This window comes from Paracidovorax konjaci (genome assembly GCF_900112675.1).
Taxonomy (GTDB): domain Bacteria; phylum Pseudomonadota; class Gammaproteobacteria; order Burkholderiales; family Burkholderiaceae_C; genus Paracidovorax; species Paracidovorax konjaci.
This window is the reverse complement of sequence record NZ_FOMQ01000026.1, coordinates 1-20594: the sequence shown is the minus strand read 5'-3', so window position 1 is coordinate 20594 and position 20594 is coordinate 1. Positions and strand designations below refer to the sequence as shown.

At 69.0% G+C, this 20594-nt stretch carries 21 protein-coding genes and 1 tRNA gene; 16 read left to right on the top strand and 6 right to left on the bottom strand.

All coding sequences use genetic code 11. The annotated features are described in order from the left end of the window. Positions 1 to 57 precede the first annotated feature (57 nt). Positions 58 to 873 carry a bifunctional DNA-formamidopyrimidine glycosylase/DNA-(apurinic or apyrimidinic site) lyase gene (mutM, locus tag BM144_RS22040; RefSeq protein WP_092957755.1) on the bottom strand — a complete coding sequence of 272 codons (816 nt, stop codon included), beginning with the start codon at positions 871 to 873 and terminating at the stop codon, positions 58 to 60. 29 nt (positions 874 to 902) lie between these two features. Between mutM and BM144_RS22035 the strand changes: the two genes are divergently transcribed. The 7 genes from BM144_RS22035 (at position 903) to pth (ending at position 6826) form a co-directional block, all read left to right on the top strand. After that, on the top strand, positions 903 to 2705 hold the full coding sequence (locus BM144_RS22035; protein WP_092957752.1) for a tetratricopeptide repeat protein: 1803 nt from the start codon (positions 903 to 905) through the stop codon (positions 2703 to 2705). Continuing rightward, the gene (locus BM144_RS22030) at positions 2702 to 3232 is read left to right on the top strand and encodes a lipoprotein insertase outer membrane protein LolB (RefSeq protein WP_092957749.1); all 531 of its coding nucleotides are present in this window, start codon (positions 2702 to 2704) and stop codon (positions 3230 to 3232) included. Before BM144_RS22035 ends, BM144_RS22030 begins: the two co-directional genes overlap by 4 nt. 33 nt (positions 3233 to 3265) lie before the next feature. Continuing rightward, the gene (gene ispE, locus BM144_RS22025) at positions 3266 to 4129 is read left to right on the top strand and encodes a 4-(cytidine 5'-diphospho)-2-C-methyl-D-erythritol kinase (RefSeq protein WP_092957746.1); all 864 of its coding nucleotides are present in this window, start codon (positions 3266 to 3268) and stop codon (positions 4127 to 4129) included. Positions 4130 to 4154: 25 nt separating this feature from the next. Beyond that, positions 4155 to 4231: transfer RNA gene (locus BM144_RS22020), tRNA-Gln, on the top strand. Between the two features lie 47 nt (positions 4232 to 4278). After that, on the top strand, positions 4279 to 5238 hold the full coding sequence (locus tag BM144_RS22015) for a ribose-phosphate pyrophosphokinase (RefSeq protein WP_092957743.1): 960 nt from the start codon (positions 4279 to 4281) through the stop codon (positions 5236 to 5238). A gap of 161 nt (positions 5239 to 5399) precedes the next feature. Next, positions 5400 to 6032 carry a 50S ribosomal protein L25/general stress protein Ctc gene (locus BM144_RS22010; RefSeq protein ID WP_092957740.1) on the top strand — a complete coding sequence of 211 codons (633 nt, stop codon included), beginning with the start codon at positions 5400 to 5402 and terminating at the stop codon, positions 6030 to 6032. Positions 6033 to 6178: 146 nt separating this feature from the next. Further along, positions 6179 to 6826 (top strand): aminoacyl-tRNA hydrolase, encoded by a 648-nt coding sequence (gene pth, locus BM144_RS22005; protein ID WP_092957737.1) that lies wholly within the window; start codon positions 6179 to 6181, stop codon positions 6824 to 6826. Positions 6827 to 6880: 54 nt separating this feature from the next. Here pth and BM144_RS22000 read toward each other — a convergent pair whose 3' ends face one another. Then, complete coding sequence (locus tag BM144_RS22000; protein ID WP_092957734.1) at positions 6881 to 7147, bottom strand: YfhL family 4Fe-4S dicluster ferredoxin; 267 nt, start codon at positions 7145 to 7147, stop codon at positions 6881 to 6883. Between the two features lie 272 nt (positions 7148 to 7419). On the opposite strand from BM144_RS22000, the gene BM144_RS21995 reads away from it, so the two are divergent. From BM144_RS21995 to BM144_RS21955, 9 genes are all read left to right on the top strand, one after another. Next, positions 7420 to 8382 (top strand): ABC transporter permease, encoded by a 963-nt coding sequence (locus BM144_RS21995; RefSeq protein ID WP_092957731.1) that lies wholly within the window; start codon positions 7420 to 7422, stop codon positions 8380 to 8382. Further along, positions 8382 to 9254: an ABC transporter permease gene (locus BM144_RS21990; protein WP_092957728.1), complete on the top strand. Its 873-nt coding sequence runs from the start codon at positions 8382 to 8384 to the stop codon at positions 9252 to 9254. The genes BM144_RS21995 and BM144_RS21990 overlap by 1 nt, the downstream gene beginning before the upstream one ends. Positions 9255 to 9265: 11 nt before the next feature. Then, on the top strand, positions 9266 to 10339 hold the full coding sequence (locus tag BM144_RS21985) for an ABC transporter ATP-binding protein (protein WP_092957725.1): 1074 nt from the start codon (positions 9266 to 9268) through the stop codon (positions 10337 to 10339). A 37-nt stretch (positions 10340 to 10376) separates the two neighbouring features. After that, on the top strand, positions 10377 to 11219 hold the full coding sequence (locus tag BM144_RS21980) for an ATP-binding cassette domain-containing protein (protein WP_092957722.1): 843 nt from the start codon (positions 10377 to 10379) through the stop codon (positions 11217 to 11219). A gap of 163 nt (positions 11220 to 11382) precedes the next feature. Next, entirely contained in the window at positions 11383 to 11823 is a 441-nt protein-coding gene (locus tag BM144_RS21975) for a helix-turn-helix transcriptional regulator (RefSeq protein ID WP_092957718.1), read from the top strand. Then, entirely contained in the window at positions 11820 to 13082 is a 1263-nt protein-coding gene (locus BM144_RS21970; RefSeq protein WP_092957715.1) for a type II toxin-antitoxin system HipA family toxin, read from the top strand. The genes BM144_RS21975 and BM144_RS21970 overlap by 4 nt, the downstream gene beginning before the upstream one ends. A gap of 197 nt (positions 13083 to 13279) precedes the next feature. Further along, entirely contained in the window at positions 13280 to 14767 is a 1488-nt protein-coding gene (locus tag BM144_RS21965; RefSeq protein WP_092957712.1) for an ABC transporter substrate-binding protein, read from the top strand. Beyond that, positions 14764 to 16194 carry an amidase gene (locus BM144_RS21960; protein ID WP_092957709.1) on the top strand — a complete coding sequence of 477 codons (1431 nt, stop codon included), beginning with the start codon at positions 14764 to 14766 and terminating at the stop codon, positions 16192 to 16194. Before BM144_RS21965 ends, BM144_RS21960 begins: the two co-directional genes overlap by 4 nt. A gap of 57 nt (positions 16195 to 16251) precedes the next feature. Next, positions 16252 to 16857, top strand: coding sequence for a hypothetical protein (locus BM144_RS21955; protein ID WP_092957706.1), 606 nt, complete (start codon positions 16252 to 16254; stop codon positions 16855 to 16857). 58 nt (positions 16858 to 16915) lie between these two features. On the opposite strand, the gene BM144_RS21950 is transcribed toward BM144_RS21955, so the two are convergent. The 4 genes from BM144_RS21950 to BM144_RS21935 form a co-directional block, all read right to left on the bottom strand. Beyond that, the gene (locus BM144_RS21950; protein ID WP_245783766.1) at positions 16916 to 17401 is read right to left on the bottom strand and encodes a HipA domain-containing protein; all 486 of its coding nucleotides are present in this window, start codon (positions 17399 to 17401) and stop codon (positions 16916 to 16918) included. 277 nt (positions 17402 to 17678) lie between these two features. Next, a complete protein-coding gene (gene gudD / locus BM144_RS21945; protein ID WP_092957702.1) occupies positions 17679 to 19034 on the bottom strand; it encodes a glucarate dehydratase in 1356 nt (451 codons plus the stop codon). Positions 19035 to 19256: 222 nt separating this feature from the next. Further along, positions 19257 to 20249 carry a Bug family tripartite tricarboxylate transporter substrate binding protein gene (locus BM144_RS21940; protein ID WP_175526106.1) on the bottom strand — a complete coding sequence of 331 codons (993 nt, stop codon included), beginning with the start codon at positions 20247 to 20249 and terminating at the stop codon, positions 19257 to 19259. A gap of 54 nt (positions 20250 to 20303) precedes the next feature. Further along, positions 20304 to 20594: dihydrodipicolinate synthase family protein (locus BM144_RS21935; RefSeq protein WP_175525951.1), on the bottom strand; the 291-nt coding region annotated here is incomplete at its 5' end.

Below are 20594 nucleotides of genomic sequence, written 5' to 3'. Positions count from 1 at the left end.
AGTCGAGGGAGCGCCTTCAAAATATATCAGCACCCCACGAGCCATTGTGTCTGGACATCAGGGCTTCTGGCAGTGTTGACAATAGTATGTGCTGCGCTGGCCCTGCCGCAGGCTTCTTATCGGCGCTCCGCAGGAGCGGCACGGCAGGCCCTCACGCCCGTACACGTGCGCCTCCAGCTGAAAATGCCCGGCATTTCCGTCTGCGCCGGCGAAGTCCCGCAGGGTGCTGCCGCCGCGCTCCACGGCGCGTGCCAAAACGGAACGGATGGCCTCATGCAGGCGCCGGGCTCTCTGGGGACCAATGGAAGAAGCCCGTACCGTCGGCCGGATGCCTGCGAGGAACAGGGCCTCGGAGGCATAGATGTTGCCAACGCCGACCACCGCCCGCCCCCCCAGCAGAAATTGCTTGATCGGCAGGCGGCTGGACTGCATCGCCGCGATGAGGCCAGCCACGGTGAAATCCTCGCCGAGGGGTTCCACCCCCAGTCGACCCAGCAACCGCGTCGCCGCCTGGCTGGCCTCCGAATCGGCCCACACCACGGCGCCGAACCGGCGCGGGTCTCTGAGGCGGAGGGTGCCCTTGCTGGTCATCAGCATGAAATGGTCGTGCACGCCCTGCGGTTCCGCCTGGTGCTCGAAGCGCAGGCTTCCGGACATTCCGAGATGGATCAGCAGCATCCCCTGATCCAGATCCACGAGCAGATACTTCCCACGGCGGCGCACGGCAAGAATGCGCAAACCATGCAGAGTTTCTGGCGAACGGCCAAGAGGCCAGCGAAGCGCCTTGCCCAAGGCCACGGATTCGATCACGGCTCCGGCCATGGCGTCCGCCACGCCGCGGCGCGTAACTTCCACTTCTGGCAACTCAGGCATGGCGATGCACCTCGGCGATACGGATAACCATGGATTATTATGGTTCGATGGAGCAATCACATCGACTTAGGGGTGCCGCATTACTGTGTGCACTGTGGGCCGCCGCCGCACATTCTCATGCAGCACCGGCCGCTCCTCCACCCACCGCCAAGGCGTCCCCACCCCAGCTGGAAGCCGAGGTGATACCGAACAGTGAAACACGTGCCGCACTGGACGCTGAACTGTTCTACGAGATTCTGGTGGGCGAACTCAGTACCGCCAGCGGTGATCCCGGCACGGGCTATTCGCTCATTCTTGAAGCGGCGCGCCGGAGCAGCGATTCGCAGCTTTACCGGCGTGCCACAGACATCGCGCTGCAATCTCGCTCCGGAGAATACGCACTGGCGTCCGCACGCGCATGGAAGGAAGCCCAGCCGCAGTCCCGCGAAGCCAACCGGTATGTGCTCCAGATCCTGATCGCACTGAACCGCATCGAAGAAACTGCCGATCTGCTCAAGCAAGAGCTTGCCCAATCTCCCGCCAAGGACAAGCTGCTGACTCTGCAGGCCATCCCCCAACTCTACGGACGCGCCACGGACAAGGCGGCTGCGGCCGCAGTGGTCGAGAAGGCTCTGGCGGAGCAGTTGGAAAATCCTGCGGCCGGTCCGATTGCCTGGGCCACCCTGGGCCGCATGCGCCTCGCCGCAGGCGATCGCAAGGGCGCACTGGAAGCTGCCCGCAAGTCCCAGGCGCAGGATGCCTCCCTCGACACCTCCGCGTTGCTTGCCCTGCAACTGGTCGAAGAGGGGGAGGCCAATGCAGAGCCCCTGGTTGCCCGCTACCTGGCAGGTACGCCCAGGCCGGAAATCCGGATGGCCTATGCCCGCGTATTGCTGGGCCTTCAACGCTACACGGAAGCGGGCGTACAGCTCGACACCCTTACCCGGGAGTCGCCCGAGATGGCCGAGGCGTGGCTGCTCAAGGCCACGTTGCACCTGCAAGCAGATCGCCTTTCGGAAGCAGAAGCCTCGCTGGAGCAATTCGAGCGCCTGGTGCAGGCCTATCCGGCCAACGATCCTCGCAAGGCGGCCATCACGCAGGCTTACCTTCTGCGAGCGCAGGTTGCCGAAAAACGCGGCAACTATCCGGAGGCGGAATCCTGGCTCGGAAAGATCGACAACGCATCGGAGCTGCTGAGTGCGCAGACGCGGCGAGCTTCGTTGCTGGCGCGCCAGGGCAAGCTGCCGGAGGCCATCGCACTTATCCGGCGGCTGCCGGCCAAGAACGCCCAGGAGGAACGGTTGAAGCTGGTGGCCGAGGTGCAGTTGCTGCGCGAGGCAAAGCAGTACCGGCAAGCCTTCGAGGTGCAGGCCAAGGCCGTTGCGTTGGCCCCCGATGACTATGACCTCGTGTACGACCAGGCCATGCTTGCAGAAAAGGCAGGCGACCTGGACGGCATGGAAAAGCTGCTGCGCCAGATCATCGAAAAGCGCCCGGACTATCACCACGCCTACAACGCGCTCGGCTACTCGCTGGCAGAGCGCGGCATTCGGCTGCAGGAAGCCCGTCAGTTGATCGCCAAGGCGCTGGAGTTCGCACCCAAGGACCCCTTCATCACCGACAGCTTGGGCTGGGTGGAATTCCGCCTGGGAAACCGTGCAGAAGCCGCCAGGCTGCTGGGCGATGCCTTCCAGCGGCAACCCGATCCCGAGATCGCGGCACACCTCGGCGAGGTGCTCTGGTCCATGGGTGAGCGCACCCGGGCCACCGAAGTGTGGCGGGAAGGCCTGCGATTGAACAAGGACAACACCACGCTCCAGGAAACGCTCAAGCGCCTGAAAGTCAGCCCATGATGCGTTGCTCCGTGGACTCACTGCGCAGGGGGCTTCTGGGCGCTGCGGTGCTGGGCGCAATGACTGGCCTGGCGGGCTGCGCCAATGCGCGCCGCCCCAACCGTCCGGGCCAGATGGAGGCGGCGTCGGATTCGCGGCAATGGAGCGGCCGCATGGCCTTGCAGGTCGACGATGCCTCCACTCCACCGGTCAATGCCGGTTTCGAACTGAGCGGGCAGGCCAGGCAGGGAGAACTCGTCTTGCTCAATCCACTGGGCAATGTGCTGGCTACGCTGGAATGGTCACCTTCGGGTGCCGTGCTGCAAAAGGGCACCGAACGCCGCGAATCGCCGTCGCTGGACGCCCTGGTCACGGAACTCACCGGCAGCCCGCTGCCCGTCGCAGCCCTCTTCGCGTGGCTGCAGGGCGACCCCATGGACGTTCCGGGGTGGGAGGTCGATCTCACGGGCGTGGGCAATGGGAGACTGACCGCACACCGCCAAAGCCCCCTGCCGCAAGCGACGCTGCGCATTGCACTGGACCGCTGAAGGACCGATCGCCGAAACCCGACCTCTTGTTGAATGCGCGCGCTTTACGACCTGCCTGCTCCGGCCAAGCTGAACCTTTTCCTGCACATCACCGGCCGCCGCCCGGATGGCTACCACCTGCTGCAATCGGCATTCATGCTGATCGACTGGTGCGACACGCTGCATTTCGAACTGCGCCCGAATGGCTGCATCAGCCGGGACGATGTGCACTGGGCCCTGCCCGCCGATGACCTGTGCACGCGCGCGGCTCGGGCCCTCCAGGAATCGACCGGCACCGACCAAGGCGTGCACATCACCCTGGAAAAGTCCATTCCTGCGCAGGCCGGCATGGGAGGCGGGTCGTCGGATGCGGCGACCACGCTGATCGCCTTGAACCGGCTGTGGGCGCTGGGCCTGGGCCAGCACGAACTCGAACGCATCGGACTGTCGCTCGGCGCCGACGTGCCGTTCTTCCTGCGCGGACACAACGCCTGGGTGGAAGGAATCGGCGAGACCATCCTGCCGCTCACCCGGGAAAACGCCCTTCCGGATGCCCGCTTCATCGTGCTCAAACCCGAAGCCGGATTGGAGACGAAGTCGATTTTTTCGTCTTCTTCGCTGGAGCGCGATTTGGATAGTGCTACAATCTCAGGCTTTGCTGCAGCACACTACCAATTTGGCAGAAACGTACTGCAGCCGGTCGCAGAAGCACTCTGCCCCGAGGTTTCCCAAGCCATTCAGTGGCTGGCAAACAAGGGGCTGAATGCCAGGATGACCGGCTCGGGAAGTGCAGTGTTTGCGCAAATGTCACATGAAATCGATTTATTCGATCTGCCCGCCAAATGGAGGGCAAAAATATGTGACAATCTGAGGCTTCACCCACTCGCTGGGTGGTCAGCAGATAGAGATTGCGGTTGATTGCCATCAGGCAGTTGACCTGTGTAGGGGAGTCGCCAAGCTGGTTAAGGCACCGGATTTTGATTCCGGCATGCGAAGGTTCGAATCCTTCTTCCCCTGCCAAATACTTTCCGCATACGGGCTTTTCTTTTCAGACTGCTGGGTCTCTCATGCAAGCCAATCACCCCGACTTCATGGTTTTCACCGGCAATGCCAATCCTGGCATGGCAGCTGAAATCGCCCAGCACCTCGGCACCACGCTGGGTGCAGCCGATGTGGGCCGCTTCTCCGACGGCGAAGTCACCGTCGAAATCAAGCAGAACGTCCGTGCCCGCGACGTGTTCGTCGTGCAGTCCACCTGCGCGCCGACCAACGACAACCTCATGGAACTGCTGATCATGGTCGATGCGCTCAAGCGCGCGTCCGCCGAGCGCATCAGTGCAGTGATCCCCTATTTCGGCTATGCCCGCCAGGACCGCCGCCCGCGTTCCACGCGCGTTCCGATCTCGGCCAAGGTGGTGGCCAACATGCTGCAGGCCGTGGGCGTTGCACGCGTGCTGACGATGGACCTGCACGCAGATCAGATCCAGGGCTTCTTCGACATTCCGGTGGACAACATCTACGCGTCGCCGGTGCTGCTCGGAGACCTGCGCCAGAAGAATTACGAAGACCTGATCGTGGTGTCGCCGGACGTCGGCGGCGTGGTGCGCGCGCGCGCCCTGGCCAAGCAGCTGAACTGCGATCTCGCCATCATCGACAAGCGCCGCCCTAAAGCCAACGTGTCCGAAGTGATGCACGTGATCGGCGACATCGAAGGCCGCAACTGCGTAATCATGGACGACATGATCGACACGGCCGGCACGCTCGTGAAGGCTGCAGAAGTGCTCAAGGAGCGCGGTGCCAAGAAGGTGTACGCCTACTGCACGCACCCGATCTTCTCGGGCCCGGCCATCGACCGCATCACCCAGGGCGACGCGCTCGACGAGGTGGTGGTGACCAACACGATCCCCCTGAGCGATGCCGGGCGGGGTTGCACCAAGATTCGCCAACTGTCCGTGGCGCCGCTGATCGGAGAGACGATCCAGCGCATCGCCAAGGGCGAGTCGGTGATGAGCCTGTTCTCGGACTGACGGGATTCTTCCCCGACTGCACGGCCCTCGGCCGCTGCAGATGACAAGCCTCCTTCGGGAGGCTTGTGCATTCGAGAACCCATGGGCCCGCTGCCACGATGGCGCGGGTCTTTTTCAAACGAGGGCCCGCTGGTCGCGGCCGGCCCCTACAGGAGAGAAACATGAACTTCGTCGCTTTTGAGCGCGCCAAGCAAGGTACGGGTGCGAGCCGCCGTCTGCGCAATTCGGGCAAGACGCCCGGCATCGTCTATGGCGGTTCCGCAGAACCCCAACTGATCGAGATCGACCACAACGCACTGTGGCACGCTCTCAAGAAGGAAGCGTTCCACTCCAGCGTGCTGGACATGGAACTCGGCGGCCAGAGCAGCAAGGTCCTGCTGCGCGACGTGCAATACCACCCCTTCAAGCAACTCGTGCTGCACATCGACTTCCAGCGCGTGGACGAGAAGACCCGCCTGCACATGAAGGTGCCACTGCACTTCTCCGGCGCTGAAGAATCCCCGGCCGTCAAGATCGACAAGTGCATGGTCAACCCTGTCGCGAACGAACTGGACGTGACCTGCATGCCGTCGGACCTGCCCGAGTTCATCAACGTGGACCTGAGCAAGCTCGAAAAGGGCCGCTCGCTGCACCTGAAGGACATCAAGCTGCCCCGTGGCGTGTCGCCCGTGGTGCGCGGTGGCCAGCAGAACCCCGTGCTGGTGTCCGTGGTGGTGCCGGCAGCCGAAGTCGAGGCTCCGGCCGAAGGCGCGGCAGCTCCTGCAGCCGCTCCCGCCAAGAAGGGCAAGAAGTAATCTTCTTGCGCTGACCGTTCGATCGCGGCCCCTCTGCCGGGGCTGCATCGCTGCCACGGCCCACCGCTTCGCTGCGCGTGGGCCGTTGCTTTTGGGGCGCCGTGCAGCGGCCGTCGCACCGCCCTCCTCCGATAATCGCGCGCACCATGATCAAACTGTTTGTGGGCCTGGGCAATCCCGGGCCGGATTACGACGCCACGCGGCACAACGCGGGGTTCTGGTGGATCGACGGGCTGGCCCGCGAACTGAAGGTGCAACTGGTGCCCGAGCGGGCCTACCACGGCTTCGTGGCGCGGGCGAGCGTGAACGGCCAGAGCGTGTGGCTGCTGCAGCCGCAGACCTTCATGAACCTGTCGGGCAAGTCGGTGGCCTCGCTGGCGCGCTTCTTCAAGATCCTGCCCGAGGAAATCCTCGTGGCGCACGACGAGCTGGACATCGTCCCGGGCCAGGTGAAGCTCAAGCGCGGCGGCAGCCACGCGGGCCACAACGGGCTGCGCGACATCCACGCACAGCTCGGTTCGGCGGACTACTGGCGGCTGCGCATCGGCATAGGCCATCCGGGCGTGAAGGCCGAGGTGCCGCACTGGGTGCTGAAGAAGCCCTCGCCCGACCACCGGACGCAGATCGAGGACAGCATCGCGCATTCGCTCAAGGCCTACCCCGCGATGCTGGCCGGCGAGATGGACAAGGCGACGCTGCTGGTGCACACGACCAAGCCGCCCCGCCCGAAACCGCCCCGGCCCGAAGGAGCGGGTGCCCCGGCAGCCGCCGGCAATTCGCTATCAAAAGAATAGCAAACTATTCAATGGATCCGGCGGCATGGGCATGGAAACATGCCCAATTGCCGTTCAAGTGATTTCGGGCACCGGCGCGCCCGTGAGGCGCTGGTATTTCTGCCACAGGGTCTCGCGGCTTTCGACGTGCTGCGGATGGACCGGGATGCAGGCCACCGGGCAGATCTGCACGCACTGGGGCTCGTCGAAGTGGCCGACGCATTCGGTGCACTTGTCGGGAGCGATCTCGTAGGTGGTTTCGCCGAGGTAGATGGCGTGGTTGGGGCACTCGGGCTCGCACACGTCGCAGTTGATGCACTCGTCGGTGATCATCAGGGCCATGGATGCCTCCGGACAGCGGGGGGCACGGCCGCCGGCACTGCACGGCAGCGCGGGACGGGGGTGCGGAAAACGGGCGTCATGGGGGCGATTATCCCCGCCGCCCATCCCCCTGACCGTCCAGGGGCCGCGCGCGCCGCCACCGGCCGGCGGCACACGCCGGGTTTGCCGCTATGCTGCGCCCTTCGGCCCGCGTCCGCCCCACAGGCCGGAGAGAGCCCCGCCCCAGGAAGACGACCTCCCCACCGATCGCCCGCCACCCCTGCCGCAGCCCCATGGGATTGTTCCTGCTCAAACGCCTGCTCACGCTCGCGGCCACGCTCGCCGGAGCGTCGGTGGTCGTGTTCCTCGTGCTGGAGATCCTGCCGGGCAACGCGGCGCAGGTGATGATGGGCCCGGACGCCTCGCCCGAGGCCGTGGCCGCGCTGGCCGCGCGCCTGGGCCTGGACCAGCCCGCGCCGGTGCGCTACCTGCACTGGGTCGGCGGGCTGCTCTCGGGCCACCTCGGCGAAAGCCATGCCTACGGCACGCCCGTCATCGATCTCGTGCTGGAGCGGCTGGCCCTCACCGTGCCGCTCGCACTGATGGCGATGGCGATCACCACGGTGCTGGCGTTGCTGGCGGGTGTCTACGCCGCCTCGCACCACCGCCGCTGGGGCGACGTGGGCGTGATGGGGCTCGCGCAGATCGGCATCGCCATTCCCAACTTCTGGTTCGCGATCCTGCTGATCCTGCTGTTCTCGGTGAAGCTGCAGTGGTTCTCGGCGGGCGGCTTCCCGGGCTGGACCGAGGCGTCGGGCGGCAGCCCGCTCGCGGCACTGCAGGCCCTGCTGCTGCCGGCCGTGTCGCTGGCGGTGGTGCAGGCGGCGATCCTCGCGCGCATCACGCGCTCGGCGGTGCTGGAGGTGCTGCGCGAGGATTTCGTGCGCACGGCGCGCGCCAAGGGGCTGACGCAGCGCGCGGCGCTGTGGGGCCACGTGCTGCGCAACGCGATGATCCCGGTGGTCACGGTGATGGGGCTGCAGTTCGCGAACCTGCTGGCCGGCACCATCGTGGTCGAGAACGTGTTCTACCTGCCGGGCCTGGGCCGGCTGATCTTCCAGTCGATCGCGAACCGCGACCTGATCGTGGTGCGCAACTGCGTGATGCTGCTGGCGGCCATGGTGATCGTGGTGAATTTCGCGGTGGACCTGCTCTATGCGGCCATCGATCCGCGCGTGAAGGCGAGCGACCTCTGATGCCACTCACGCCGCCTCCCGCAGGCCTCCCGGCCCCCTCCGGCGCATGGCGCCGCGCGCTGCGCCACCCGAGCTTCGCGCTGGGTGCCGGGCTCTCGCTGCTGCTGGTGCTGGCGGCGTTGCTGTCGTTCGTGTGGACGCCGGGCTCGCCCTACGACATGGACATGGATTCCGCGCTGCGCCCGCCCGGCGCGGCGCACTGGCTGGGCACGGATGCTTTCGGGCGCGACGTGGCCTCGCTGCTGCTGGTGGGCGCGCGCAATTCGATCCTCGTGGGCGTGATCGCGGTGGGCATCGGGCTCTCGGTGGGCACGGCGCTGGGGCTGCTGGCGGCGGCCCGCCGCGGCTGGGTGGAGGAAGCCGTCATGCGCCTGGCGGATTTCACGTTCGCCTTCCCCGCGATCCTGTCGGCGATCATGCTCACGGCCGTGTGGGGCGCGGGCGTGGTGAATTCGATCATCGCGATCGGGATCTTCAACATCCCGACCTTCGCCCGCGTGACCCGCGCCTCCGCCAAGGCCGTGTGGGCGCGCGAATACGTGCTGGCGGCCCGCGCCTGCGGCCGGGGCCCGTGGCGCATCACGCTGGAGCACGTGCTGCCCAACATCGCGGCGGCGCTGATCGTGCAGGCCACGATCCAGTTCGCGCTCGCGATCCTGGCCGAGGCCGCGCTGTCCTACCTGGGCCTGGGCACGCAGCCGCCCCAGCCCTCGTGGGGCCGCATGCTGAGCGAGGCGCAGACGCTGATGTTCCAGGCGCCGCTGCTGGCCGTGTGGCCGGGGCTGGCCATTGCCCTGGCCGTGCTGGGGCTGAACCTGCTGGGCGACGGGCTGCGCGACCTGCTCGATCCGCGCCTGTCGCGGCGCCGCTGAACTCCCACGCCATGGACAGCGCCCTCCTGCCCCCCTCCTGCGCCAGCGGCGACGCTCCGCTGATCGACGTGCGCGGCCTGACCGTGGACCTCCCGACGCAGCGCGGTATGGCGCGCGCGGTGCGCGAGGTGTCGTTCACGCTGGCGCGCGGCGAGGCGCTCGGGCTGGTGGGCGAATCGGGCTGCGGCAAGTCGCTCACGGCGATGGCGCTCATGGGCCTGCTGCCCGAGGGCGCGCGCGCCGGCGGCAGCGTGCGCTTCGATGGCGCCGAGCTGCTGGGCCAGCCCGACGACGCCCTGGCCCGGCTGCGCGGGCGCCGCATCGCGATGGTCTTCCAGGAGCCGATGACGGCGCTCAACCCCGTGCACAGCATCGGCGCGCAGGTGGCCGAGCCGCTGCGCCGGCACCTGGGGCTGCCGCGGTCGGAGGCGCGCGCGCGGGCCGTGGCGCTGCTCGACCGCGTGGGCATCGCGCAGGCGGCGCGGCGCTTCGATGCCTACCCGCACCAGTTCTCGGGCGGGCAGCGCCAGCGCATCACCATCGCGATGGCGCTGGCCTGCGGGCCCGACGTGCTGATCGCCGACGAGCCCACCACGGCGCTCGACGTGACGGTGCAGCGCCAGATCCTGGAGCTGATCGCCGGGCTGGTGGCCGAGCGCGGCATGGCGCTGGTGCTGATCTCGCACGACCTGGGCGTGATCGCGCAGAACGTGGACCGCATGCTGGTGATGTACGGCGGCAGCGTGGTGGAGAGCGGCCCTACGGGCGAAGTGTTCGCGCACCGCGCGCACCCCTATACGCGCGGGCTGTTCGCGGCCCGGCCGCAGTGGGTGGACGACGGCGAACCCGCCGTGGCCGGAGCGCCGCGCCCGCCGCTGCCCACCATCGCAGGCACCGTGCCGGAAATCGCCGATCTGCCGCCGGGCTGCCCGTTCGCGGGGCGCTGCGCATTCACCGTGCCCGACTGCGGCGCGGCGCTGCCGGAGCCGGTCGGCGTGGGCCCCGCGCACCGCGCGCGCTGCATCCGGCTGGAGGCCGTGGCGGCTGCTGCCGCTGCCGCCGCACCGGGGCACGCCGGCCTGTGACACGGCAGTCACTATAAAAACAATAGCAAACTATTCAATGGATACAGCGGCATCAGGCCAAAAACCTTCAGACGATGCACCCCTGCTGGAGGTCGAGGGGCTGGTGCGCGACTACGCGCTGCCGCGCGAGCGCCTGCTGTCGCCGGCGCCGCGGCTGCGCGCGCTGGACGGGGTGGGCTTCACGCTGGCGGCGGGCCGCAGCCTGGGTGTGGTGGGCGAATCGGGCTCGGGCAAGTCCACGCTGGCGCGGCTGGTGATGGCGCTCGACACGCCCACGGCCGGCCAGGTGCGCCTGCGCGGGCGCGATCTGCACGCGCTGGGCCCGGCGGCGCTGCGCGCCGCGCGGCGCGACCTGCAGATGGTGTTCCAGGACCCCTATGGCTCGCTGGACCCGCGCATGACCGTGGAGCGCATCGTGGCCGAGCCCGTGGCCGCACTGGAAGGGTTGCCGCGCGCCCAGCAACGCGAGCGCGTCGCGCAGGTGCTGGCCCAGGTGGGCCTGCGGCCGGGCGATGCCGCCAAGTACCCGCACGAGTTCTCCGGCGGCCAGCGCCAGCGCATCGCCATCGCCCGCGCCATCGTCACGCGCCCCGCCCTGGTGGTGGCCGACGAGCCCGTGAGCGCGCTCGACGTCTCGGTGCAGGCCCAGGTGCTGAACCTGCTCTGCGACCTGCAGGCGCGGGCCGGAATCACCTACCTGCTGATCAGCCACGACCTGGCCGTGGTGCGGCACCTGTGCGACGAAGTGGTGGTGATGCAGGCCGGCCGGATCGTGGAGCGCGGCACGCCCGATGCGCTGTTCCGCTCGCCCGCGCACCCCTACACGCAGGAGCTGGTGGCGGCCGTGCCGCGCGCGGTGCCGAGGCCGGGGCGGCGCTGATCCTGGGCACGGAGTCGGGCCAGGCCCGTGCGGCCTCTGCCTGCACGGCATTCATAGATATCTTCATTTCGTTCGAATTGATCCATCTATGAATCACGCTTCCAGCACGGCACCCATCGATTCATAGATTTGCAAAAACCAAGCGTTTCACTAACATCTATGGATGCCTCGCCAAAACACTTCTCCAGCCGACTACCCCCAGGCCGTGCTGCGGCAGATCGGGCAGCTCGGCCAGCACATCGCCATCGCACGCAAGCGCCGGGGCGAGTCGCAGGCGCAGTGGGCGAAAAAGCTCGGGGTGTCCCAGCCCACGATGGCGCGCATCGAGCGCGGCGACCCGTCCGTGGCCATGGCCTCGTATGTGATGTGCCTGTGGCTCATCAACCAGGCCGAAGGGCTTGCCGACCTGATCGCGCCGGTGCATGACCATGCGGCGCTGGAGCGCGAAGTGACCGAAGTGCGCGCCCGCTGGAAGCCCGCTCCGCGGGCCGCCGTGGCGGCGCCCCGCCCGCCCCCGTCCGCTGCCCCGGCCCTCTCGCCGGCCAGCGACAACGCCGCGGGCCTGGCGGCCCTGCTGCACCCTGCGGAGCCGCCCGCGGCATGACACCCGGACCCGGCGTGGACCCGCGCACCTACGCCCCGCAGGACGAGCTGCACCTCTGGGCGCTGGTGAACCCTGCCCGGCCCGTGCCCGTGGGCACGCTGCGGCTCTCGCAGCTCGTGCCGGACTGCGCCACCTTCGCCTACGGCGCGCCGTGGTGGCATTTCCCGCTCAGCGAAGACCTGCCGATCCTGGCGGGCCAGACGTTCACGGCCGGCGAGAAAGGCAGCGCACCGGGTGCCATCGACGACGCCCGGCCCGACCGCTGGGGCGAACGCATCGTCCGCCACATCGACCGCCCCGCGCGCCTGTCGGTGCTGGAGATGCTGCTGTTCGCGGGCGACGACCGCTTCGGCGCGCTGGGCGTTTCGGTGTCGGCGCAGCAGTACCTTCCGCGCGTGCTCGGGCCCTACCCGCAGCTGCGCGACCTGGGGCAGCTCAGCGCCGCCATCGACGACATGCAGGTCCAGGCGCCCGTCACCGCGGCCATGCAGCGCCTGCTGCAGCCCGGCGTGACGCTGGGCGGTGCACGGCCCAAGGCGCTGCTGCACACCGATGCAGGGCCGTGCGTGGTCAAGTTCAGCGAGCTGGACGACGCGGTGGACACGCCGCTGGTCGAGCACGCCACGATGGCGCTCGCCGCCCGTGCCGGCATCGGCGTGGCGGCGACCGGCGTGCTGCCGCTGCCCGGGCGCCACGGCCGTGCGCGGCACGCGCTGACCATCCAGCGCTTCGACCGCCAGGGGCCCTACCGCCTGCACTGCCTCTCGGCGCGCACGGCCCTGCGCGCCGCGGGCCTGGACGAGCGCTACGGCGCCTTGGCCACGGTGCTGCTGCGCCTGGGCCATCCCGACCGGCAGGCCGCCCAGCGCGAGGAGCTGTTCAAGCGCATGGTGTTCAACATCCTCATGGACAACACCGACGACCACGAGCGCAACCACAGCCTGCGCCTGGGGTTCGACGGCTATTACGACCTCACGCCCGCCTACGACGTGGTGCCCACGCTGCAGAACCTCGGCTACCAGGCGCTCGCCGTGGGCACGGCCGGCGCGGAATCGAGCCTGGACAACGCGCTCACCGAGCTGAGCGAATTCGGCATCCGCCGGCCACGCGCCACCGAACTGGTGCGGCAGGTGGCGCGCGCCGTGGACGGGTGGGAGGCGCATTTCGCCAGGCACGGCGTGTGCGCGGGCGACCTGGATCTGCTGCGCGCCAGCATCGACCGGCCCGCGCTGCGGGAGCAGCGCGAAGCCTTCTGCTGACGCGCCGCCGCATGCCCGTGCGGGCCGGGCACGCGCCCATACCGGCCGCGGCGTGCGTGGTGTACAAACACACACCCCCTCCGCGCATGCGTGGGGGCACGCCGGGCCCCCTTTTTGCATCGGCCGCCACTGCCGGCGCCCGGCCGCCCGCCCGGCGATCCCCACGAACCCTGTCCGCCTGCCCGGAGACTTCCGCCATGCCCATCGACCGCCGTTCCCTCCTCGCCGCCGCCGCTGCCGTGCCGCTGGCCGCATCGCTGCCCGCAGCCGCCCAGGGCCGCAAGGACGGCATCGTGCTGGCGATGACGCTGGAGCCGCCGGGGCTGGACCCCACGGCGGGGGCGGCCTCGGCCATCGGGGAGATCACGCTCTACAACGTGTTCGAGACGCTGACCAAGATCAACGCCGACGGCAGCACCTCGCCGCTGCTGGCCGAGCGCTGGGAGGTTTCGCCCGACCTCAAGACCTACACCTTCAAGCTGCGCCAGGGCGTGAAGTTCCACAACGGCGCGCCGTTCAATGCCGCGGCCGTGAAGTTCTCCTTCGACCGCGCGGCCGGCGAGAAAAGCACCAACAAGGACAAGCGCACCTTCGCCAACCTCACGACGCAGGTGGTGGACGAGCACACCGTGGTGGTCCTCAACAAGGAGATCGACCCGGACCTGCTCTTCGTGCTCGGACAGGCCACATCGGCCATCGTCGAGCCCGCCAGCGCCGAGACCAACGCCACCCAGCCCGTGGGAACGGGGCCCTACCGGTTCTCGGCCTGGAGCAAGGGCGCATCGGTCACCCTCACGGCCTGGGAGGGCTACCGCACGCCGGGGCTGGCGAAGATCCGCCGCGCGGTGTTCCGCTTCATCTCCGACCCGGCCGCGCAGGTCGCCGCGCTGATGGCGGGCGACGTGGATGCGTTCCCGCGCGTGGCGCCGCGCAGCGTGCCGCAGTTCAAGGCCAATCCGCGCTTCCAGGTGATCGTGAGCGGCTCGCGCGCCAAGACCATCCTGGCCATCAACAACCAGCGCAAGCCGCTGCAGGACGTGCGCGTGCGCCGCGCCATCGCGGCGGCCATCGACCGCAAGGCGGTGATCCAGGGCGGTGCCGACGGGCTGGGCGTGCCCATCGGCAGCCACTACGTGCCGGGCGCCTTCGGCTACGTGGACTCCACGGGCATCAACCCCTACGACCCCGAGAAGGCCCGGCGCCTGCTGGCCGAGGCCGGCGTGAAGACGCCGCTCGAGCTCTCCGTGACGCTGCCACCCACGCCCTACGCGCGCCAGGGCGGCGAGGTCATCGCGGCGCAGCTCGCCAAGGTGGGCATCGCGCTCAAGCTGCAGAACGTGGAGTGGGCGCAGTGGCTGAGCGGCACCTACACGAACAAGAACTACGACCTCACGCTGATCTCGCACGTGGAGCCGTTCGACCTCGCCAACTTCGCCAAGCCCGACTACTACTGGGGCTACCAGTCGCCGCAGTTCAACGCGCTGTTCGAGCAGGTCAAGAACGCGGGCGCCCCGGCCGACCGCGCGCGGCTGCTGGGCGAGGCACAGCGGCTGCTGGCCGAGGACTGCGTGCACGCGTTCCTCTACCAGGCCCAGTGGGCCACCGTGGCCAACAAGAGCCTGCGCGGGCTCTGGAAGGACATGCCCATCTTCGTGAACGATCTCTCGGCGCTGTCGTGGGCATGACGAACGAAGCCGCCCAGCGCCCCGGCACGCCGCTGCACGACTGGCCCGCGCACGCGCTGCTCGCGGCCTACCGCGCGCGCTCCGTCTCGCCCGTGGAAGCCGTGCAGTCCGTGCTGGACCACATCGCGCGCTGGGAGCCGCACCTGCACGCCACTTACCTGCTGCGGCCCGAGGCGGCGCTCGCCCAGGCGCGCGCGAGCGAGGCCCGCTGGCTGCGCGGTACGCCCCAGGGCCCGCTCGACGGCGTGCCCGCCACGGTCAAGGAGAACATCGCCACCGGGGGCGACCCGACGCCGCTCGGCACGGCCGCCACCGAACGGGCCCCGGCCCCCGCCGATGCGCCCCCGGCCGCGCGGCTGCGCGAGGCGGGCGCGGTGTTCGTCGCCAAGACCACCATGCCCGACTACGGCATGCTGTCGTCCGGCCTCTCGTCCTTCCACCCGCTGGCGCGCAACCCGTGGGACCTGTCCAGGGGCCCGGGCGGCTCCAGCGCGGGCGGCGGCGCGGCGGCCGCGGCGGGCTACGGCCCGCTGCACGTGGGCACCGACATCGGCGGCTCCCTGCGCCTGCCGGCGTCGTGGTGCGGAATCTTCAGCCTCAAGCCCAGCCTGGGGCGCATCCCCATCGACCCGCCCTACACCGGCCGCGCGGCCGGCCCCATGACCCGCACCGTGGCCGATGCCGCGCTGATGATGGCCGTGCTGAGCGGCGCCGATGCGCGCGACAGCATGGCGCTGCCGCCGCAGGCGATCGCCTGGGACACCTTCGCCGCGGGGCCGGATTTCTTCCGTGGCAAGCGGCTGGGGCTGCTGCTGGATGCCGGCTGCGGCCTGCCCGTGGAGGCCGAAGTCCGCGAGGCCGTGGAGCGCGCCGCACGGCGCATGGAGGCGGCCGGCGCCGTCGTGCTGCCGATGGAGCCTTTCTTCACGCGCGCAATGCTGGACGGCATGGACCATTTCTGGCGCATGCGCTCCCTGGTCGATCTGCGCGCCCTGCCGGCCGAACGCCGCGAGCGCGTGCTGCCCTACATCCGCGCCTGGGCCGAAAGCGCCGAAGGGCTGACGGGCACGGAGGTGTTCCACGCGAGCCAGCAGTTCCACGCCACGCGCGTGGCCACCGTGCGCGCCTGCGCGCCGTTCGACTACGTGCTCTCGCCCGTGGCGCCCATGCCGGCCTTCACGGCCGAATGGGCCTCGCCCACCAACGACCCGCTGAAGCCGCTGGAGCACATCGCATTCACCGTGCCCTTCAACATGTCGGAGCAGCCCGCCGCCTCCGTGCCCTGCGGCCACACGGCCGGCGGACTGCCCATCGGGCTGCAGATCGCGGGGCCGCGCTTCGACGACCTCGGCGTGCTGCGCGCAGCGCAGGCGTTCGAGCAGATCCGCGGCCCGCTGCCGCCCTGGCCCGCGCCGCCCGGCGACTGAACGCACCGCGCACTGCGCCTCCCACATTCCTTCCTTCATCTTTCCGACGCCCACCGAATGGACACCTTGATTCTGGCGGCCCTGATCGCCGCCGGCCTGTATGCGCTGAATGCGCGCGAGCAGCGACGCCGCATCGCCCTGCTGGGCCGCCACCTCTCCAACTACCAGATCGAAAAGCTCATGGAGAACCTCCTGGAAGGCTACCTGCGCGCACTCGGCGAAAAGGACGAGGCGCGGCGCGAGCAGATCTGGCAGTTGCTGATCACCACCGAGCAGCAGCTCGCCGAGCAGTTCCAGCGCTTCTCGGCCGACTTCTCGAAAGTCGAGCCGCAGCGCGCGCGCGTGAGCCGCCTGCCCGTGGCGCTGCCGTTCGCGCTGCAGCTCTTCCCGGGGGCCTCGTTCGATCTGCGCCAGGCCCTGGCCGTCCACGCCCAGGGGATCGCCCGCGGCGTGCGCAACGAATCGGGCCTGTCGGCACGCGACAAGGCCTACACGCTCACGGCGGAACTGCTGCTCATGCAGCACACCTGCCACTGGTTCTGCAAATCCAAGGCGATCGCCTCCGCCCGCATGCTGGCGCGCCACCGCACGCCGCACGAACAACTGGTGGATTCGGTATCGCCCGAGACACGGCGGGCCTACCGGGCGCTGGTGGAGGCCTGAGCGGCCGGCAGAACCCGGCGCGTGGGCCGCGGCCCCGGAAAGGGCGGTGCGGGCCGCTTCATGCCAGCCGCGCGATGCGCGCGGCGGCCGTGTCCATGTGGGCTTCCAGCGCGTCCACGCAGGCGGCGAACCGGTCGCTGAAACCGGATGCACCGCGCAGTGCAGCCAGGTAGCCACGGGCCAGCGGGACCGCCCCGTGCCAGATGCGGGAGGGCACGTCGGGCTGGATCACCGGATGGGGCACCGCGGCGGGCAGCCCACCCCCGCTGCGCGGCGCGAACGCCATCGGGGTCATGTCGTAGGCCGGTGCCAGCGCATACGGGCGGCCGTGCTCCGAAATGAACGACAGGTTGCCGGTGTGCATATCGGTGTTGCCGATCAGGACGTATTGAATAGATCGGCCCGCCCCCAGCCGCAGCACTTTGTCGCCCAGCACGGCGAACGCCCGGGAGATGGTCGGCTGACTCACGCCCAGGCGCCCGGCCAGCATCTGCGCGGCTTGGAGCCCTTGCCGCAGCGCGAGGCGCAGTGCATCGGAATGCATTTGAATGGCGGTAAGAATAGGTGGATGAATAGATATTCAGTCATCTGCCGCATGCCACCCGCAGGCATCGGCACGCTACGGGCTTCCCAGAAGAGAATTGGCCTTCATTTTGCGCTCATGCCGCCGTAAACATTGAATAGTTTGCTATTAATAAATGAGCAAACTCCAACCGGTACGGCGCAGGCATCACACGGCGCTCTGGAAAGCAACGGGGCCGCCCCCCGTTGCCGGAGGGCGGCCCCGTGCGGACCTCAATGCTGGGCGTTCCTGTCGCCCGTCAGCGCACCATGCAGGGCCGCTTGTTGTCGAACCGCCAGCCGGGCACGAGGTACTGCATGGCGGTGGCGTCGTCGCGCGCGCCCAGCCCGTGCTGCAGGTAGAGGCGGTGCGCGGCTTCGACCGCGTCCATGTCCAGCTCCAGGCCCAGGCCGGGGCGCTGCGGCACCTGGATCTGGCCGCCTTCGATGCGGTAGGGCGCGCGCGTGAGGTGCTGGCCGTCCTGCCAGATCCAGTGGGTGTCGATGGCCGTGACCTTGCCGGGTGCGGCGGCCGCCACGTGGGTGAACATGGCGAGCGACACGTCGAAGTGGTTGTTGGAGTGCGACCCCCACGTGAGGCCGAACGCCTCGCACACCTGGGCCACGCGCACGGAACCGGCCATGGTCCAGAAATGCGGGTCGGCCAGCGGGATGTCCACCGACTGCAGCGACAGGCTGTGCGGCATCTCGCGCCAGTCGGTGGCGACCATGTTCGTGGCCGTGGGCAGGCCCGTGGCGCGGCGGAACTCGGCCATCACCTCGCGGCCCGAATAGACGCCTTCGGCGCCGCACGGGTCTTCGGCATAGGCCATCACGCCGTGCAGGTCGCGCGTGAGGCGCACGGCGTCCTTCAGCAACCAGCCGCCGTTGGGGTCGAGCGTGACGCGCGCCTGCGGGAAGCGCTCGTGCAGCGCGCGGATCGCCAGCACCTCGTCCTCGCCGCGCAGCACGCCGCCCTTGAGCTTGAAGTCGACGAAACCGTAGCGTGCGTGCGTGGCCTCGGCCAGGCGCACGATGGCCTCGGGCGTCAGCGCTTCTTCGTTGCGCAGGCGGAACCAGTCGTCCTGCGCACCGGATTCGTCGCGGTAGGCCAGGTCGGTCTTGCGGCGGTCGCCCACGTAGAAAAGGTAGCCCAGCACCTGCACGGCGGCGCGCTGCTGCCCGTCGCCCAGCAGCGCGGCCACGGGCACGCCCAGGTGCTGGCCCAGCAGGTCGAGGAAGCACGATTCCACGGCGGTGAGCGCATGGATGGTCACGCGCAGGTCGAAGGTCTGCTGCCCGCGCCCGCCGCTGTCGCGGTCGGCGAAGCGCGTGCGCATGGCGTTCAGCACCGCACGGTGGTTGCCCACGCCCTGCCCCACGATCAGCGCGCGCGCGTCTTCGAGCGTCTGGCGGATCTTCTCGCCGCCGGGCACCTCGCCCACCCCGGTGCGGCCCGCGCTGTCGCGCAGGATCAGCAGGTTGCGCGTGAAGAACGGCCCGTGCGCGCCGCTCAGGTTCAGCAGCATGCTGTCGTGGCCCGCGACCGGCACGACGCGCAGCTCGGTGATGACGGGCGTTGCGCCGGGGGCCTGGAGGTTGTCTGAAGAGATCATGGTGAAAGAAAAGAAAAGTAGGGACTGGGCCGTGCCGTAGGCAGCGCGGTGCGATGTCAGGAGTCCATTGATTGAAACCGGCGCACCCTCACCCGTCCGATGGCCGCGGAGTGGGCCACGCCAGCGGACGCCGTGGAACCGGCTTTGCCGGGCCACCGGCGGCGTCCCCCTTCCCGAAGGAGAAGGGGGAAGGCGCGAAGCGCCACAGGGAGTTGTGCATGGTCAATCTGCAGTGATCTTGCGCGCCTCGATGAGCTGCTTCCAGCGGGCCCATTCGCGCGCCTGGAAGGCCGTGAACTCGGCCGGCGTGCTCGCCACGATCTCCAGGCCCTGCTCCTCCATGCGCTTGCGCACGGCGGGGTCCTTCATCGATGCGATGGCGGCGGCCGCGAGCTTGTCCTTCACGGCGGCGGGCAGGCCCTTGGGCGCGGCCATGCCCTGCCAGGAATAGACCTCGGCGCCCGCCACGCCGGTTTCGGCCAGCGTGGGCACGTCGGGCAGCACGGGCGAGCGCTTGCTGCCCGTCACCGCAATCGCGTGCAGCTTGCCCGCGCGGATGTGCGGCAGCACGGCATTCACGTTCTGGAACGAAAAGTCCACCTGGTTGCCCAGCAGGTCATTGACGGCCGGCGCGCCGCCCTTGTAGGGAATGTGCAGGCCCTGCGTGCCCGTCTGCTGCCAGAACACCTCGGCGGCCAAGTGGTCGGAGGAGCCGTTGCCCGAACTCGCGAAGCTCACCTTGCCGGGCTGCGCCTTGAGCAGCGCGATCACCTCGGGCAGCGTGCGGGCCTTCTGCGCCACGTTGGCCACGAGCACGTTGGGCGCCTGCACGGGCACGGTGATGTAGTCGAAATCCCTGGTGGCGTCGTAGGGCACGTTCTTCTGCAGGTGCGGCGTGACCACGAAGGCGCCCAGCGACGAGACCAGCAGCGTGTAGCCATCGGGCGCGGCGCGCTTCACGAAGCCCGCGCCGATGGTGCCGGTGGCGCCGGGGCGGTTGTCCACGACGAAGTTCTGACCCAGCTTGTCCCCCATGTGCTGGGCCATGGCGCGCGCCACCATGTCGGTGGAGCCGCCCGCCGGGAACGGCACGATGATGGTGACCGGCTTGTCGGGCCAGGCGCCCTGCGCCTGGGCCGCGAGGGGCACCGCGCAGAGCACGGCAGACAGGGAAAGCGCGGCGCCGATCGCGCGGCGGAAGTTCTTCAAGGGCATGGTGCTTGTCTCCGGGGTTTTCTTATGGGGATGGCGCGCCGGCGGCGCGAAAGCTCACTGCGGGCCGAGCTTGTCGATCAGTGCCTTGAGCGCCTCGACCTCATCGGCCTTGAGGTCGGTGAGCGGTGCGCGCACCGGGCCCGCGTCGTGGCCCACGATCTTCGCGCCCGCCTTCACGATGCTCACCGCGTAGCCCTGCACGCGGTTGCGCAGCTCCAGGTACGGCATGAAGAAGTCGCGCAGCAGGCGGTGCTGCGTGGCCTGGTCGTCGCTCGCCACCGCGTGGTAGAAGTCCATCGCCGTCTTGGGGATGAAGTTGAACACCGCCGACGAATACACCGGCGT

Coding starts and splice junctions, on each gene's coding strand:
- BM144_RS21990 (WP_092957728.1), top strand. CDS start 8,382: ATGCCACTCACGCCGCCTCCCGCAGGCCTCCCGGCCCCCTCCGGCGCA.
- BM144_RS21960 (WP_092957709.1), top strand. CDS start 14,764: ATGACGAACGAAGCCGCCCAGCGCCCCGGCACGCCGCTGCACGACTGG.
- BM144_RS21950 (WP_245783766.1), bottom strand. CDS start 17,401: ATGCATTCCGATGCACTGCGCCTCGCGCTGCGGCAAGGGCTCCAAGCC.
- BM144_RS22030 (WP_092957749.1), top strand. CDS start 2,702: ATGATGCGTTGCTCCGTGGACTCACTGCGCAGGGGGCTTCTGGGCGCT.
- BM144_RS22035 (WP_092957752.1), top strand. CDS start 903: ATGGATTATTATGGTTCGATGGAGCAATCACATCGACTTAGGGGTGCC.
- BM144_RS21970 (WP_092957715.1), top strand. CDS start 11,820: ATGACACCCGGACCCGGCGTGGACCCGCGCACCTACGCCCCGCAGGAC.
- BM144_RS22010 (WP_092957740.1), top strand. CDS start 5,400: ATGAACTTCGTCGCTTTTGAGCGCGCCAAGCAAGGTACGGGTGCGAGC.
- BM144_RS21985 (WP_092957725.1), top strand. CDS start 9,266: ATGGACAGCGCCCTCCTGCCCCCCTCCTGCGCCAGCGGCGACGCTCCG.
- BM144_RS21980 (WP_092957722.1), top strand. CDS start 10,377: ATGGATACAGCGGCATCAGGCCAAAAACCTTCAGACGATGCACCCCTG.
- BM144_RS21965 (WP_092957712.1), top strand. CDS start 13,280: ATGCCCATCGACCGCCGTTCCCTCCTCGCCGCCGCCGCTGCCGTGCCG.
- BM144_RS21975 (WP_092957718.1), top strand. CDS start 11,383: ATGCCTCGCCAAAACACTTCTCCAGCCGACTACCCCCAGGCCGTGCTG.
- ispE (WP_092957746.1), top strand. CDS start 3,266: ATGCGCGCGCTTTACGACCTGCCTGCTCCGGCCAAGCTGAACCTTTTC.
- BM144_RS22015 (WP_092957743.1), top strand. CDS start 4,279: ATGCAAGCCAATCACCCCGACTTCATGGTTTTCACCGGCAATGCCAAT.
- gudD (WP_092957702.1), bottom strand. CDS start 19,034: ATGATCTCTTCAGACAACCTCCAGGCCCCCGGCGCAACGCCCGTCATC.
- mutM (WP_092957755.1), bottom strand. CDS start 873: ATGCCTGAGTTGCCAGAAGTGGAAGTTACGCGCCGCGGCGTGGCGGAC.
- BM144_RS21940 (WP_175526106.1), bottom strand. CDS start 20,249: ATGCCCTTGAAGAACTTCCGCCGCGCGATCGGCGCCGCGCTTTCCCTG.
- pth (WP_092957737.1), top strand. CDS start 6,179: ATGATCAAACTGTTTGTGGGCCTGGGCAATCCCGGGCCGGATTACGAC.
- BM144_RS21995 (WP_092957731.1), top strand. CDS start 7,420: ATGGGATTGTTCCTGCTCAAACGCCTGCTCACGCTCGCGGCCACGCTC.
- BM144_RS22000 (WP_092957734.1), bottom strand. CDS start 7,147: ATGGCCCTGATGATCACCGACGAGTGCATCAACTGCGACGTGTGCGAG.
- BM144_RS21955 (WP_092957706.1), top strand. CDS start 16,252: ATGGACACCTTGATTCTGGCGGCCCTGATCGCCGCCGGCCTGTATGCG.